At 70.9% G+C, this 14,234-nt stretch carries 13 protein-coding genes; 4 read left to right on the top strand and 9 right to left on the bottom strand.

Going from position 1 to position 14,234, the window contains the following annotated elements; all coding sequences use genetic code 11:
• Positions 1-13: 13 nt before the first annotated feature.
• The 5 genes from ABZU72_RS00880 to ABZU72_RS00860 all read right to left on the bottom strand — a co-directional run bounded on the left by ABZU72_RS00880 (position 14) and on the right by ABZU72_RS00860 (position 6,058).
• Positions 14-883: a carbohydrate ABC transporter permease gene (locus ABZU72_RS00880; protein WP_355017022.1), complete on the bottom strand. Its 870-nt coding sequence runs from the start codon at positions 881-883 to the stop codon at positions 14-16.
• The gene (locus ABZU72_RS00875; protein ID WP_355017021.1) at positions 883-1,809 is read right to left on the bottom strand and encodes a sugar ABC transporter permease; all 927 of its coding nucleotides are present in this window, start codon (positions 1,807-1,809) and stop codon (positions 883-885) included. Before ABZU72_RS00875 ends, ABZU72_RS00880 begins: the two co-directional genes overlap by 1 nt.
• A 41-nt stretch (positions 1,810-1,850) precedes the next feature.
• Positions 1,851-3,218, bottom strand: coding sequence for an extracellular solute-binding protein (locus tag ABZU72_RS00870; protein ID WP_355017020.1), 1,368 nt, complete (start codon positions 3,216-3,218; stop codon positions 1,851-1,853).
• Positions 3,219-3,248: 30 nt separating this feature from the next.
• A complete protein-coding gene (locus ABZU72_RS00865; RefSeq protein WP_355017019.1) occupies positions 3,249-4,928 on the bottom strand; it encodes a glycoside hydrolase family 13 protein in 1,680 nt (559 codons plus the stop codon).
• Between the two features lie 110 nt (positions 4,929-5,038).
• On the bottom strand, positions 5,039-6,058 hold the full coding sequence (locus tag ABZU72_RS00860; RefSeq protein WP_355017018.1) for a LacI family DNA-binding transcriptional regulator: 1,020 nt from the start codon (positions 6,056-6,058) through the stop codon (positions 5,039-5,041).
• Positions 6,059-6,147: 89 nt separating this feature from the next.
• On the opposite strand from ABZU72_RS00860, the gene ABZU72_RS00855 reads away from it, so the two are divergent.
• The 4 genes from ABZU72_RS00855 (at position 6,148) to ABZU72_RS00840 (ending at position 10,226) form a co-directional block, all read left to right on the top strand.
• Positions 6,148-6,837, top strand: coding sequence for an FCD domain-containing protein (locus tag ABZU72_RS00855; protein WP_355017017.1), 690 nt, complete (start codon positions 6,148-6,150; stop codon positions 6,835-6,837).
• A complete protein-coding gene (locus ABZU72_RS00850; protein WP_355017016.1) occupies positions 6,834-7,595 on the top strand; it encodes a creatininase family protein in 762 nt (253 codons plus the stop codon). The genes ABZU72_RS00855 and ABZU72_RS00850 overlap by 4 nt, the downstream gene beginning before the upstream one ends.
• A gap of 103 nt (positions 7,596-7,698) precedes the next feature.
• Positions 7,699-8,679, top strand: coding sequence for a PHB depolymerase family esterase (locus ABZU72_RS00845; protein ID WP_355017015.1), 981 nt, complete (start codon positions 7,699-7,701; stop codon positions 8,677-8,679).
• 5 nt (positions 8,680-8,684) lie between these two features.
• Entirely contained in the window at positions 8,685-10,226 is a 1,542-nt protein-coding gene (locus ABZU72_RS00840) for an AbgT family transporter (protein WP_355017014.1), read from the top strand.
• 20 nt (positions 10,227-10,246) lie between these two features.
• Here the strand turns inward: ABZU72_RS00840 and ABZU72_RS00835 are convergent, their stop codons facing one another.
• Genes ABZU72_RS00835 through ABZU72_RS00820 form a run of 4 tightly spaced genes read right to left on the bottom strand, consistent with a single transcriptional unit; the run spans position 10,247 to position 14,226 of the window.
• A complete protein-coding gene (locus ABZU72_RS00835; protein WP_355017013.1) occupies positions 10,247-11,290 on the bottom strand; it encodes an aromatic ring-hydroxylating dioxygenase subunit alpha in 1,044 nt (347 codons plus the stop codon).
• Between the two features lie 3 nt (positions 11,291-11,293).
• Positions 11,294-11,524: a recombinase-like helix-turn-helix domain-containing protein gene (locus ABZU72_RS00830; protein WP_355017012.1), complete on the bottom strand. Its 231-nt coding sequence runs from the start codon at positions 11,522-11,524 to the stop codon at positions 11,294-11,296.
• Between the two features lie 45 nt (positions 11,525-11,569).
• Complete coding sequence (locus ABZU72_RS00825; protein ID WP_355017011.1) at positions 11,570-12,532, bottom strand: PDR/VanB family oxidoreductase; 963 nt, start codon at positions 12,530-12,532, stop codon at positions 11,570-11,572.
• The gene (locus tag ABZU72_RS00820; RefSeq protein WP_355017010.1) at positions 12,529-14,226 is read right to left on the bottom strand and encodes a thiamine pyrophosphate-binding protein; all 1,698 of its coding nucleotides are present in this window, start codon (positions 14,224-14,226) and stop codon (positions 12,529-12,531) included. Before ABZU72_RS00820 ends, ABZU72_RS00825 begins: the two co-directional genes overlap by 4 nt.
• Positions 14,227-14,234 lie beyond the last annotated feature (8 nt).

Raw genomic sequence — 14,234 nt, 5'->3', positions numbered from 1 at the left:
GCCATCGCCGCCGCTAGCCCTTCACCGCCCCCTCCAGACCCTCGCTGCGCAGGAAGAGTCGCTGGAAGAGGAGGAAGAAGAGGATCGGCAGCGCGGCGGAGATCGCCATCGCGGCGAGCAGGACCGAGAGGTCGGTGGTCGGCGCGATGGAGGGCAGCCTGACCGCGATGGGCTGCTTGGCCGGGTCGGGCAGCACGATCAGCGGCCAGATGAAGTCCTTCCACGCGGCGAGCACGGCGAAGACCGACACCACGCCGAGCACCGGCCGTGACATCGGCAGGACCACCGACCAGAAGAGCCGGTACGCCCCGGCGCCGTCGATCCGTGCGGCGTCCAGGATCTCGCGGGGCAGGCTGTCGAAGAACCGCTTCATGATCACCACGTTGAACGCGGAGGCGCCCGCGGGCAGGAACGCTCCGGCGTACGTCCCGACCAGCGACCAGTGCACGACCGGCAGGCTCAGCACGGTGAGGTAGAGCGGGACCAGCAGTAGCACGATCGGCACGAACATGGTGGCGAGCACGGCTCCGTAGATGACCCGCCCGAACCGTGGCCGCAGCACCGAGAGCGCATAGCCCGCGGTCGTGGCGACCACCACCTGGACGGCCCAGGATCCGGCGGCGATGACCACCGTGTTGACCAGGTAGGCCGATAGGCCCAGGTCGGTCCACGCCTGCGACAGGATCGAGAGGTCCGGCCCGTTCGGCCACAGCGAGATCGGCGAGCGGAGCGTGTCCTGGGTGGGCGTGACCGCCGACTTCGCCAGCCACAGCAGCGGCCCGAGGCAGACGACAACCAGCGCCAGGAGCGTCGCCGCCTGCACGCCGCGAAGTCCCCAGCGCACCGACGTACGCCGCCGGTCGAGGGAGGAGACGAAGCTCATCAGTCGCTCCATCCGCGAGTCAGCCGGAAGTAGGCCCACGACAGCAGCGCCAGCCCGACCGCCATCATCAGGCTCAGCGCGGTCGCCGGGCCGTAGTCGCCACCGCCGGTGGTGCTGCCGAAGGCGTACTCGTAGATCAGGAGCAGCAGCGTCAAGGACGCGTGCGAGGGCCCGCCGCCGGTGAACAGGTAGGGCTCCAGGAAGACCTGGGCGGTGCCGATGATCTGCAGGATCAAGGTGATCAGCAGCACCGGACGCAGGTGCGGGAGGGTGACGTGCCAGACCTTGCCGAGCACGCCGGCGCCGTCGGCCGAGGCGGCGTCGTAGAGCTCCTGCGGCACCGTGGTCAGCGCCGCGAGATAGATGATCACCGTGCCGCCTGCCGCGGCCCAGGTCGCCTCCATCACGAGCGATGGCAGCACCCAGTCGGCCGACTCCAGCCACGGCACCGGCCCGAGCCCGACCCAGCCCAGGACCGTGTTGAACACTCCCCCGGACCCGGCGTCGTAGAAGGTCTTCCACAGCAGCACCGCCACCGCGGGCGGCACCACGACGGGCAGGTAGGCCAGGCAGGCGTAGAGGCCGCGCAGCTTCCGCAACGAGCTGAAGACCACCGCCATGACCAGCGGGATCGGATAGCCGAAGACGAAGGCGATCGCCGCGAAGACGGCGGTGTTGCGCAGCGCCACCGGGAGCAGCGGGTCGGTGAGCACGGTGCGGAAGTTGTCCAGCCCCACCCACTCCGCCGGCCCGACGAGGTTGGTCTCCTGCAGGCTCATCACCACGGTCCGGGCGATCGGCCACCACGAGAACAGCCCGAAGACGAGGAGCATCGGCAGCAGGAAGACCAGCGTCGCCGCGCTGCCGCGCCACCACCTCGCGGCCACGGACACGAAGGACGTACGCCGGCGAGCCGGCCCTCTCACGAGGGCCGGCCCACCCACCCGGGACATGTCAGCGACCACGCTCAGCCCTTGTCCAGGATCTGCTGCACCGAGGCGTCGGCATCCTTCAGCAGCGCGGGGATGTCGGCGTTCTCGTCGCTGAGCACCTTCTGCACGACCGGGTCGAGCGCGCCGTACACGGCCTGCGTCTGCGCGGGCGGCTCGGCGACCAGCGTGAGGTCGAACATCCTCGAGGTGTAGCCCGTCATCTGCTCCAGCGGCACGTTGACGTAGTCCTTCACCCAGCCCTGGTAGGTCGTGTACGACGCCTCGTCGAAGATCGGGAAGGTCGGCGTCCCCACGGGCTGCTCGGCAGCGGTCTGGGTCTTGGCGTCGGCGACGGCCGCCGACTCGTCGGTGTACTTGCGGACCCGGAAGAAGTCCGCCCACGCGACGGCCGCCTCGGCCTCGGCGTCGGTCGCCTTGGCGCTGACGACGTTGACCGAGCCACCGCCGAGCGCACCGGCGTCGGCCGAGTCGCCCATCGGGACCGCGGTGAGCCCGTACGACTCCGGGTCGATCGCCGCGGTGGTGACGAGGGAGTTGTAGACGTCCGAGCCACTGATGTACATGCCGACCTTCCCCGCCGCGAACGCCTGGTTGATGCTGTTCCAGTCGTAGGCGGTGCTGCCGGAGAACGACTTGTCGGTCCAGCGCATGTCGTGCAGCAGCTGCAGCGCCTGCTCGGTCTGCGGGTTGTCGACGGTCGCGGTGAACGTGTCACCGTCCTGCGTCTCCATCCGGCCGCCGAGGGAGTAGGTCAGGGTCGTGAGGATCCAGCCGCCGGTGTTGCCCGTGGTCATCTCGGCATACCCGGTGGCACCGGTCCTCTCGTTGATCTGCTTGGCGGCCGCACGCAGCTCCTCCCACGTGGTCGGCGGCTTGTCAGGGTCGAGACCGGCCTTCGTGAACAGGTCGCGGTTGTAGTGGAGCGCGTTGGCGTAGACGTCGGAGGGCAGCCCGTAGACCTTCCCGTCGGTGCCCTGTGCCGCGGCCAGAACGGTGGGGTTGAGCTGGTCGAAGTACGGCAGCTCGCGGACCTCGGCGTCGACGTCGGCGACCTGCTTGCGCTCGACGAGGCCCTTGGTGTCGGTGAACGGCACCCGGAACGAGATCGGCAGCGTGCCACCGGAGAGCTGGGCGGGGAACGTCTGCGCGTTCCACTGCCACTCCACCGGCTTCACGGTGATGTCGGGATGCTCCTTGTTGAAGGCCGCCGCCTGCTCCTTGACGGCGTCGATCGTGGCCTGCTTGTCGCCGGGGCGCCAGCCCTCGACGGTGATGGTGACTCCGTCGCCGTCGTCCGACGACTCGCCGCACGCGGCGAGCGAGCCGAGCACGACAGCCGCGACCGCGGCGAGCGCGACATTGCGCAACCGAGTGGTTCTCATGGTCTGTCTCCTGGATGTTGTGGTGGGGTCTCAGGTCGTGGGCCGCAGCCAGACCGCGGCATCGGGGGCGAGCCGGCCGGCCTCGAGCGGCGAGCTGGCGAGCCAGACGTGGTCGCTGCTCGGCAGCTCCACGGGGGTGTCGGTCAGGTTGACCACGCAGGCGAAGTGCGTGCCGCGGCGGAAGGCGAGGATCCCGGGCGCGGTGTCGATCCAGCTGAAGTCGCCGGTGACGAGGTCGGGGTGCGTACGCCTGATCAGCAGCGCCATCCGGTGCAGCGAGAGCATCGAGCGGGGGTCGGCCGACTGCGCCTGCGCCGTCAGCCGCGCCCAGCCCTCGGGCTGCGGCAGCCAGGTCTTCACACCGGTTGGGCTGAAGCCGTACGGCGGCCGGTCCCCGCTCCACGGCAGCGGCACCCGGCAGCCGTCCCGGCCGGGGTCGACACCGCCGCTGCGGAAGTGCATCGGGTCCTGGATCCGGTCCGGCGGGATGTCGGCCTCGTCCAAGCCCAGCTCCTCGCCCTGGTAGAGGTAGTACGCCCCGGGCAGCCCCATCGCCAGCATCGCCGCCGCTCGGGCCCGCCGCTCGCCGAGGGCTCTGTCGGTCGGGGTGCCGTAGCGCTTGGTCTCGAACGAGAACGCGGTGTCCGCGCGGCCGTAGCGGGTCACCGGCCTGGTGACGTCGTGGTTGGAGAGCACCCAGGTGGCAGGCGCATCGGCCTCGCCGTGCACGCGCAGCGTCGTCTCGATGGAGGTACGCAGCGCCTCGGCGTCCCACGGCGCCGTCATGAAGTCGAAGTTGAACGCCGCGTGCAGGACGTCGGGGCGCAGGTAGCGGATGAACCTGGCGGTGTCGGGGAGCCAGACCTCGCCGATCAGGGCCCGATCGGTGCCGTACTCCTGGGCGATCCGGCGCCAGCCACGGTAGATCTCCTGCAGCTCCTCGCGGTCGACGTAGGGGTGCTCGCCCGGTCGCGGGTCGGCGGGGACCTCGGGGAGGTCCGGGTCCTTGGCGAGCAGGGCGGCGGAGTCGATCCGGATCCCGGCGACCGCCCGGTCGAACCAGAACCGCAGGATCTCCTCGTGCTCGAGGCGTACGTCCTCGTGCTGCCAGTTGAGGTCGGGCTGCTCGGCGGAGAAGAGGTGCAGGTACCACTGCTCGGGGACGCCCTCGGGCGTCGTCAGCCGCGTCCATGGCGTGCCGCCGAACTCCGAGGTCCAGTCGTTGGGCGGCAGCTCGCCATGGGTTCCGCGGCCGTCTCGGAACCAGAACCGCTCCCGTTCGGGTGCGCCGGGCCCGGCAGCGACCGCGGCCCGGAACCATCGGTGCTGGTCGGAGACGTGGTTGGGGACGATGTCGATGATCGTGCGGATGCCGAGCTCGAGGGCGTCCTGGATCAGCGCCTCCGCCTCGGCGAGGTCGCCGAAGACCGGGTCGATCGCGCGGTAGTCGGCGACGTCGTAGCCCCCGTCGGCCATCGGCGAGGGGAACCACGGCGTGAACCAGATCGCGTCGACCCCGAGGTCGCGCAGATAGGTCAGGCGCGCCCGCACCCCGGCCAGGTCACCGGTGCCGTCGCCGTTGGCGTCGGCGAAGCTGCGCGGGTAGATCTGGTAGATCGCCGCGGAGCGCCACCAGTCGGCCGGGCGCTCGGTGAAGACCGGGAGCGCGGCCGGTGCCGGCTCGCTCCGTCGAGGTTCCGTGGCGGTCACGGGCACTCCTTCTCAGCAACGTCATGTGACAGCCGTCACGGTGACGGCGTGCTGAGACGCTAGAGCCAGCGCCAGAACGAGCGCAAGAAGTTGACAGTGCGTAATTAATTTCAGGACTTTGCGCGGTCGTTTGCAGGTCCGGTCGAGCGCCGGACCACCAGCTCGCCCTCGAAGAGCAGCTCGTCGACCGGCCCGAGCGTGCCGTCGATCTGGCTCACCAGGAAGTCGACCGCCGCCCGGCCCATCGCCTCGATCGGCTGCCGGATCGTGGTGAGCGGCGGGTCGGTGAACGCCATGAACGCCGAATCGTCGTAGCCGATCACCGACACGTCCGCTGGTGTCGAGAGCCGGGCCCGGCGGACCGCCCTGATCGCCCCCAGCGCGAGCGGGTCGCTGGCACACAGGATCCCGGTCACGCCCTGTTCGATCAGCCGCGCCGCGGAGGCCTGTCCGCTCTGGAGCGAGTAGAGGCTGCGTACGACCAGATCCTCGTCGAACGGCACCCCGGTCCGGTCGCAGACGGCGCGGAACGAGGCCAGCTTGCGTTCGGAGGGAACGTGGTCGCGCGGGCCCAGGACCAGGCCGATCCGCTCGTGCCCGAGCGAGATCAGGTGCTCGGCAGCCTGCTCCATCGCATCGGCGTCGTCGCAGACCACCCGGGGAAACGGCAGGTCGTCGATGGCCGCGTTGATGAGCACGACGGGAAGGTTGCGGCCGGCCAGACGGTCGTAGTGGGCGTGGTCCGCGTCCCGCTGTGCGTAGGCGCCTCCGGCGAAGACGACGCCGGCCACCTGCTGCTCCAGGAGCAGGTCGACGTACTCCGACTCGGTCACCCCGCCGGCGGTCTGGGTGCACAGCACCGGGGTCAGGCCCTGCTGGGCGAGATGGGCGCCGAGGACCTCGGCGAGCGCCGGGAAGATCGGGTTCTGCAGCTCGGGCAGGACCAGGCCCACGAGCCTGGCACGCTCGCCACGAAGCTTCACCGGGCGCTCGTAGCCGAGCACGTCGAGCGCGGTCAGCACCCGCTCGCGGGTCGCCTCCGAGACCCCCGGCTTGCCGTTGAGCACCCGGCTCACCGTCGCCTCGGAGACCTTGGCTCGGGCGGCTGCGTCGGCAAGACGTCTACTCATGAACGCAAGAATATAACTGTTTTACGCAAGCTGTCTGCAAGCGTCGCCTTCCTTGACGCGTAATTCAATAAGTGATTTAGTCACTTCCTGTGACCAGCAACACATCATCGCTCTCTGAACGCATCGCCGACGGGATCGTCGCCATGATCGAGGCCGCGGGCCTGGAGCCGGGCGACGCCCTGGCCTCCTCGCGCGAGCTCGCCAAGCGGTTCGAGGTGACCACACCGACGATCCGGGAGGCGCTGCGCCGTCTCGAGGCGACCGACGTGATCCGCTTCCGGCACGGGTCGGGCACCTACGTGAGCGGCGGGGTGAACCGGCGGCTGCTGGTCAACCCGCATGTCTCGGAGTCGCGCAGCGAGTCGGTCCTCGAGCTCCTCGACGCCAGGATCGTGCTCGAGCCGCCGGTCGCTGCGGCCGCGGCCGCAGCGCGCACCGACGACGATCTGACCGCCCTGACGCTCTCGGCCGACAACTCGCTCAAGCCGCAGTACGCCGACGAGCGGCCCGAGCTGCACTTCCACGTCGCGCTCGCCGGCGCCTCGGGCAACCTGCTGCTGCGCGAGACCATCGAGGCGCTGCTGCAGGTGAGGGCCCGCGACCAGATCGAGATCCGGCACCGCTACACCGACCGCGACCGAGACCACGCCGACCACCTCCGGATCGTCGAGGCCGTACGCGACGGCGACCCCGACGCCGCGGCCACCCTCACCCGCGAGCACCTGCTCGCGATCCGCGAGGCGATCGCCACCACCCTCGGTCCGGAGCAGGCCCGATGACCGCGAAGCTCGCCGAGATGACCACCCTCGAGGCCGCGAGAGCCGCCGAGAGCGGGACGGTCGTGATGATCCCCGTCGGCGCGTTCGAGCAGCACGGCGCCGGGCTCCCGATGGCCACCGACCAGATCCGCGCCGAGGCGCTCACCGACGCGGTCGCCGAGGCCCTGCCCGGCAAGGTCGTGATCGGCCCGGGCGTACCGGTCGGCGTCTCGCCCCACCATCAGGCCTTCGCCGGCACGGTGAGCCTGCGCCCGGCACTCTTCGCCGCCGTCGTCCGTGAGTACGTCGAGTCGCTGGCCGCCCACGGCTGGCACCGGTTCCTGGTGGTGACCGGGCACGGCGGCAACAACGCCACTCTCGGCACCCTGGCCCAGGACCTGCTGCGCGACCGCCCCGACCTGGAGCTCGCCTGGACGCCGGTGACGGTCCTGGCCAAGGACGCCGTGGCCGGCATGGAGCTCAGCGCGATCAGCGGTCACAGCGGCGAGGCGGAGACCTCCCAGATGCTGCACATCGCCCCGCATCTCGTGCGCCACGACCTGCTCGGCCCGGGCACCACCTCCCCCGACCAGCTCGACCCTTTCGCCCGGCTGGCCCGCTCGGTGAACCACCCCGCCGTGGCCCTCCCCTACGACCGCCTCACCCCCAGCGGCGTGCTCGGCGACCCGCGTCGCGCCACCGCCGAGGACGGCCGCGCCATTCTCGGCGAGGCCACCGACCGCATCGTCGCCTTCATCAAGGAGTGGCTCGACACCTAGGCCACCCGCCCCTCCAGCTCGGGACCCGACCGGGACGCACACCGCGTCGCCGGGCGATCCAGCACACCCGAAAACTCATCGACCGCCCCCCGAAGGAGCACCCATGTCCCCACGACAATCCCGCCTCCTGGCCCCGGCCGTCGCGGTCGCGGCAGTGGCCGCGCTGTCCCTGGCACCGACCGCCACCTCCGCCCTGACGCGCGCCTCCGACCAGGACCGAGCGGCCGGCAAGAGCACCCCGGCGCCGTGCGCCAAGCCCACGGACCAGGAGCCCGACAGCAGCCAGAAGTACGAGCTGACCAGCGGCGACATCGAGCGCAGCTACGTACTCCGCCTCCCCGAGGGCTACGACCGCCGCGACAGCTGGCCGCTGATCGTCGCCTACCACGGCCGCGGCAGCACCGGCGTCGAGGTCGAGGGCTACTCCGAGCTCTCGGACCTCCCCGCCGTGGTCGCCTATCCCGACGGCGCGATCGGCACCGGGTCGGGCTATCGCAAGGCCTGGCAGGGCGCACCGTACGAGGCACCCGGCGTCGACGACGTCGCCTTCACCACCGATCTGCTCGCCGCCATCGAGGCCGACCACTGCATCGACACAACTCGCGTCTATGCCACCGGGAAGTCCAACGGCGCCGGCCTGGCCGCCCTGCTCGCCTGCCAGCTGCCGGACACGTTCGCCGCCGTCGCCCCGGTCGCACCCGCCCTCTACCCGGGCACCCGGACCGGCTGTGCGGAGGCACCGCCGACGCCGATCCTGGAGATCCACGGTGTCGCCGACGCGACCATCCCCTACGCGGGCGACGCCGACCGTGACCTGCCCGCGATCCCCGAGTGGGTCCAGGGCTGGGCCGACCGCAACGGCTGCACCACATCCACCACGCGCACCAGACGCGATGTCGAGACCACCCGATGGACCGGCTGCGACCAGGGCGCCGAGGTCCAGCACGTCGCCGTCGACGGCGGTGGCCACGTCTGGCCGGGTGGCGACATCTACTCGGGTGGCGGCCACGTCACCCACACCATCGAGTCCGCGACGGTGATCTGGGACTTCTTCTCCCGCCACCGCCTCACCAGCGAAGGGTGACTCCCATGACCAGCACCACCACCCCCACCGGCAGCGACAGGCTGCCGTGGATCATCCGCGCCATGGGCGTGATCGAGCGCGTCGGCAACGCCCTGCCGCACCCGTTCTGGCTCTTCTGGATCCTCGCCGCGATCCTCGCCGTGATCAGTGCGATCTGCGCCACCGCCGGCGTCTCGGTCATCTCCCCCAGCGACGGGGAGGAGGTCGTCGTACAGAGCCTGCTCAGCGGCGAAGGCCTGGCGATGGCGGTCTCCACGATGGTCTCCAACTTCGCCGAGTTCCCGCCGATGGCGACCATCGTCGTGGTCATCATGGGCGTCGCCGTCGCCGAGCGCACCGGGTTCCTCACCGCCGCGATGAAGACCGGCATCTCCCGGGTGCCCGTCGGCTGGGTGGTCTTCGCCGTCGCGTTCACCGGAACCGTCGCCCACGTGGCCTCGGCGGCTGCGTACATCATCCTGGTCCCGCTCGGCGGCCTCGCCTTCCGGGCCGTGGGCCGGTCCCCGATCCTCGGGATCGTGGTCGCCTACGCCGCGATCGCCAGCGGGTACGACGCCAGCCCGATCCCCACGCCCAACGACGCGATCTTCGCCGGCATCACCACCGCCGCGGCCCAGATCGTCGATGAAAGCGCGTACGTCTCCCCCGTCAGCAACTGGTTCTTCAACATCGCCTCCTCGGTACTGCTGGCCGCGGTGATCACCCTGATGACCAAGTTCGTCCTCTCCAAGCGGCCCGACCTCGACGCCGACGAGGACGCCGACGACGGAGACTTCGGCTCCCTCGAGCTCGACGGCCGTGAGCGCCGGGCGCTGCGCTGGTCCCTGCTGAGCCTGCTGGTCGCGATCGTGGTCGTCGCCGCCGTCGTGATCCCGCCGTCCTCTCCCCTGCGCGGCGAGGACGGATCGCTGACCGAGTCGCCGTTCCTCACCGGCATCGCCGCGATCGTCGCGGTGCTCTTCGGCCTCGCCGGCACCGTGTACGGCACGCTGTCCGGTTCCATCACCAAGGCCGGCGACGTGCCGGCGCTGATGGGCCAGGGGATCAAGCAGATGGCGCCCGTGCTGGTGCTCTTCTTCGCGATCGCCCAATTCCTGGCGTACTTCGAGTGGTCCCACCTCGGCGACGTGCTCGCGGTCAACTCCGCCGAGGCCCTGGAGACCAGCAACATCCCGGTGTGGGTGGTCTTCCTGCTCGTCCTGGCGCTGCTCAGCATCGTCAACATCATGGTCACCAGCGGCTCCGCGATGTGGTCCATCGCCGCGCCCGTCCTGGTGCCGATGCTGATGCTGCTCTCGGTGCCTCCGGAGACCACCCAGGCGCTCTTCCGGATCGCCGACTCCGGCTCCACCGCGATCACCCCGATGAGCCCGTACTTCGTGATGGCCCTCGGTTTCCTGCAGCGCTACCGCAAGGACGCCGGCATCGGCACCCTCGCCTCGTACACCCTGCCGCTCGCCATCGCGATGAGCCTCGCCTGGACCGCTCTGTTCTTCCTCTGGTGGGCCCTCGGCATCCCGCTCGGGCCGGGTGCTCCGGTTCGCTGACCGACCCGGCCGGGCTCGCCTCAGGCGCGCCCGGCCGGCACCGGCGCAAGCGCTGCCGCCTGCTCATCGGCGAGCTTCTTGTAGAGCCTGCGGAGCCGGACCACACCGAGGTCGTGCTGGTAGAGGTTCTCGGCCTGGTCGGCGTCGTCGGCCATCGCCTCGAGCATGACCCGGTCCTGCTCGAGCACGTGCCAGTGGCGGGCCTCGAGCTTGGTGCGGTAGAGGAAGCGCCACACGTCGCGCTCCCAGCCGCTGACCTTGCGGTAGCGCCAGAAGAACACCGCGGTGGTGCCCGCGTCGATCGGGGTGCCCATGCCGACGATGCCGAACGAGCCGCCGGGGCCCGCGGTCGGCGGGTACGGGATGGAGAGGTCGACCCAGTCGATGCCGGTGCGGCAGAACTCGACCCAGTCGAAGTTCACGCCAACCTGGTCGGTCTTCTCGAAGAAGAACCCGCGGTCGGTCTCGCGGATCCGGAACCGCGCCTCGATGTCACCTCCGAACATCGAGTGGGACTCGCGGTGCAGGAAGGCGCCGTGCATCGGGTCGAGCAGGTTCTCCATGGCGTAGCGCCACGGGGTGTCCCACTCGGCGTAGCAGAGGAACGAGGAGACCTCCTCGTCCACCAGCGGGTCAGGCAGGGCGACCGGGGCGGGGTCGGGGTGCTGCTCGTCGCCGATGTAGGCGAGGATCGCGCCGCCCAGCTCCTGCAGCGGCGGGCTGGGCACGAGCGTCTTCCCTTCCAGGTTGCAGCCGGGCAGACCGGGCACCGAGACGACCTTGCCGGTGCCGTCGACCTGGACGCCGTGGTAGGCGCAGGCGATCTTGCTGCCGAGGTGCTGTCCCTGCGAGAGCGGCGCGCCGCGGTGGGGGCAGCGGTCCTCGAGCATCCGCAGGGTGCCGTCGGACTCCCGGAACAGCACCCAGTCGATCCCGAGCCGGCGCACCCGGTGGACGCCACCCTGCGGCACCATGTCGGAGGGGCAGATCGCGTACCACTGGTTGCGCAGGCCGGTCGCGAGGACCTGCTCCGCGCTCAACTGTCGTTTCACCATCGGTCCCATGGCTCAGTCCTCCTGCTTCCCCGCCGCGGCGAGCTCGGCGATCGCTGTCGTGAATCCCTCGGGTGTCCACTGACCACCACCGGGAGCCGGGATGCCGAGCTCGTTGAGCCCGTCGACGAGACCCGGCAGGTCGTGCCGGCCGCCCCCGAAGACCTCTTCGATGGCACCGGCGAGCTTGGTCTCCCACGGGGTCGTCTCGGCGACCGCCGCCTGGACCGGCTGTAGATAGCCCATTCCTCTGTTCTCCCTCTGTGCAGTCAACGCAGTCGATGTGGCACGTCAGATGTCGAGCGCCAGCTCTGGGGTCCGCGCCCGGGAGACGCAGATCATCATGGTGGTTCCGGCCGCCTGCTCGGTGTCGCTGAGCAGGGAGTCGCGATGGTCGGGGGTGCCGGCCAGCACCTTGGTCTCGCAGGTGCCGCAGATGCCGTCGCGGCAGGAGCTCGAGACCGTGATCCCGGCACCCTCGAGGGCGTCGATGACCGGTACGTCGGCAGGCACCTGCACGACGCGGCCCGAGCGGCGGCAGTCCACGGAGATCGGCTGCTCGCCGTCGGGGTCGACCTCGATCTGCTTGGCCTTGAAGCGCTCGACCTGGAGCGTCCCCTCGGGCCAGCCGGTGGCGTGCTCCTCGACGGCGGCGAGCAACCCCTCGGGTCCGCAGCAGTAGACGAGCGTCCCGGGGTCGGGCGCCGGCAGCGCGGTGGCCAGGTCGAGCCGGCCGTGGGTCTCCTCCGGAATGACCTTCACCCGGTCGCCGTACACAGCCAGCTCGTCGAGGAACGCCATCGAGTCCTCGCGGCGGCCGCCGTACCACAGCTCCCAGTCGGTGCCCTGCCGCTCGGCCTCGGTGAGCATCGCGAGCAGCGGGGTGATCCCGATGCCGCCGGCGACGAAGACATGCTTCTTGGCGGGGAGGAAGTCAAAGTTGTTGCGGGGACCGACCACGCGCAGCCGGTGTCCGGGGCGCAGCCCCTCGTGAACGTACTCCGAGCCGCCGAGGGCGGCCTGCTCACGCAGCACTGCAACCCGGTAGCTGCTCCGGTCGCCCGGATCGCCGCACAGCGAGTACTGCCGCACCAGGGACCCCTTGAGGGTCAGGTCGACGTGGGCTCCCGGGCTCCACTCCGGCAGCGGATCGCCGCCGGGGTGGACGAGCCGCAGCGACAGTACGCCGTCGGCCTCCAGGGTCATCTGCTTGACCAGGAGCTCCAGCTCCTGCTCCTCGGTGGCGACACTCATGACGACCTCCTCGTGGTCGGGTCGGGAACCTTGACCGGTGGGGTGAACGGCCGCGGCATCGGGCCGAAGGACTCCAGGTCGACCTCGACGAGCACCGGCCCGCGTCGGGCGACGGCCCGCCCGAGCTCGGTCGCGGCCTCGGCCGCAGTGCCGATCCTCTGGTAGGGCAGCCCGAGCGCGCCCGCGAGCCCGGCGAAGTCGGGGGTGGTCAGGTCGACGCCGGCGCGGTCGACGCCGCGGGCCTCCTGCATGTTGCGGAGTACGCCGTACCCGCCGTCGTTGAAGACGAGCAGCACCAGCCACGGTCGCTCCTGGGCGAGGGTGAGCAGCTCACCGAGATGTACGGCCAGGCCGCCGTCACCGGCGATGACCACGGTCGGCTCGTCGGGGCGGCCCATGGCGGCACCGAGCCCCATGCCGAGGCCCTGACCGATGCCGCCGCCGCGTGGGAAGACGTTGTCGCGGGGATCGTAGATCTCGAAGAGCCGGTTGCCCCAGGACGAGGACGCGATCGTGACGTCGCGGGCGAGCACCGACCGGCGCGGAAGCGCGGAGCGCAGGGCGTCGGCGAGCACGGCGTGGTCGCCGAGCCCTTCGCGCTGGGTGGCACGGACGTCCTCGCGTGCCCGGGTCACCCGGGCGCGCCACTCCTGCGAGACGTCACCGCGCTCGCGCACGGCGGCGGTGATCGCGGGCAGCACGTCGCGGGCATCCGCGGCCACACCGGCCGCGATCGGGAAGACCCGCCCGAGCGCGGCGGGATCGAGGTCGACCTGAACATGCACAACGGGCAGGACGAGGTCGTAGTCGCGGGTCTCGTTGGAGCGGAAGTGGGTGCCGATGCTGAGCAGCAGGTCGGCCTCGGCGAGCAGCTCGCCGCCGCCAGGAGTGGCGCCGTAGTTGCCGACCACCAGGGGGTGGTCCTCGGGGACCGCGCCGCGGCCGGAGTTGGACGTCAGCAGTCCCGCGCCCCAGGTGTCGATGAGCTCGGTGAGCACCGTTCCCGCCTCGGCGACGCCGCCACCGGCCCAGATCAGCGGCCGCTCGGCCGCCGCGACGAGCTCGATCAGCGCATCGAGACCCGCGAGCGTCGGCGAAACTGCCGGCACCTCGGGGACGGGAGTGACGACCTCGCGCTGCGGCAGGTACTGCAGGTCGATGGGCCACTCGACGCTCACTGGACCACCGGCCCGGCCGGGTCCACCGAGCGCCCGGTAGGCCGCGGCACGCAGGATGCCGGCGGAGTCGTCGAGCGACGGCACCGAGACGGCGTCGAGCGAGACCGCCCGGAGCATGCCGAGCTGGTCCTTGGTCTCGTGGATGAAGCCGCGCCCGGAGCCGAGGTAGGCCGACTCGACCTGCCCGGTCACGTGCAGCACGGAGGTGGCCGAGCTCAGCGACTCGATCAGCGAGCCGGCCGCGTTGCCCGCGCCGGTGCCGGTGCTGGTCAGGGCACAACCGAGGCCGCCGGTCGCCCGGGCGTAGCCGTCGGCCGCGTTGACGGCGCTCGCCTCGTGGCGGACCGGCACGAATCGCAGCTCGCGCGAGACCGCCTCGACGAGCGGCAGGTTGTGCACGGAGATGACGCCGAAGACGGTGTCGACGCCCACCTCACGGAGCACCGATACGAGCAGGGCGCCACCGTCGGCGTACGTCACCACGTCGGCTGCGGGGGCAGTGGTCAAGTTGGTCATCACAGGCT

Source organism: Nocardioides sp. NPDC004968, assembly GCF_040608935.1.
In the GTDB taxonomy this organism is placed as follows: Bacteria; Actinomycetota; Actinomycetes; order Propionibacteriales; family Nocardioidaceae; genus Nocardioides.
Note: the sequence above shows the minus strand (reverse complement) of the source record. Positions and strands in the feature narration are given on the sequence as shown.

Coding starts and splice junctions, on each gene's coding strand:
- ABZU72_RS00830 (WP_355017012.1), bottom strand. CDS start 11,524: ATGGGCTATCTACAGCCGGTCCAGGCGGCGGTCGCCGAGACGACCCCG.
- ABZU72_RS00840 (WP_355017014.1), top strand. CDS start 8,685: ATGACCAGCACCACCACCCCCACCGGCAGCGACAGGCTGCCGTGGATC.
- ABZU72_RS00870 (WP_355017020.1), bottom strand. CDS start 3,218: ATGAGAACCACTCGGTTGCGCAATGTCGCGCTCGCCGCGGTCGCGGCT.
- ABZU72_RS00825 (WP_355017011.1), bottom strand. CDS start 12,532: ATGAGTGTCGCCACCGAGGAGCAGGAGCTGGAGCTCCTGGTCAAGCAG.
- ABZU72_RS00850 (WP_355017016.1), top strand. CDS start 6,834: ATGACCGCGAAGCTCGCCGAGATGACCACCCTCGAGGCCGCGAGAGCC.
- ABZU72_RS00860 (WP_355017018.1), bottom strand. CDS start 6,058: ATGAGTAGACGTCTTGCCGACGCAGCCGCCCGAGCCAAGGTCTCCGAG.
- ABZU72_RS00845 (WP_355017015.1), top strand. CDS start 7,699: ATGTCCCCACGACAATCCCGCCTCCTGGCCCCGGCCGTCGCGGTCGCG.
- ABZU72_RS00835 (WP_355017013.1), bottom strand. CDS start 11,290: ATGGGACCGATGGTGAAACGACAGTTGAGCGCGGAGCAGGTCCTCGCG.
- ABZU72_RS00820 (WP_355017010.1), bottom strand. CDS start 14,226: ATGACCAACTTGACCACTGCCCCCGCAGCCGACGTGGTGACGTACGCC.
- ABZU72_RS00880 (WP_355017022.1), bottom strand. CDS start 883: ATGAGCTTCGTCTCCTCCCTCGACCGGCGGCGTACGTCGGTGCGCTGG.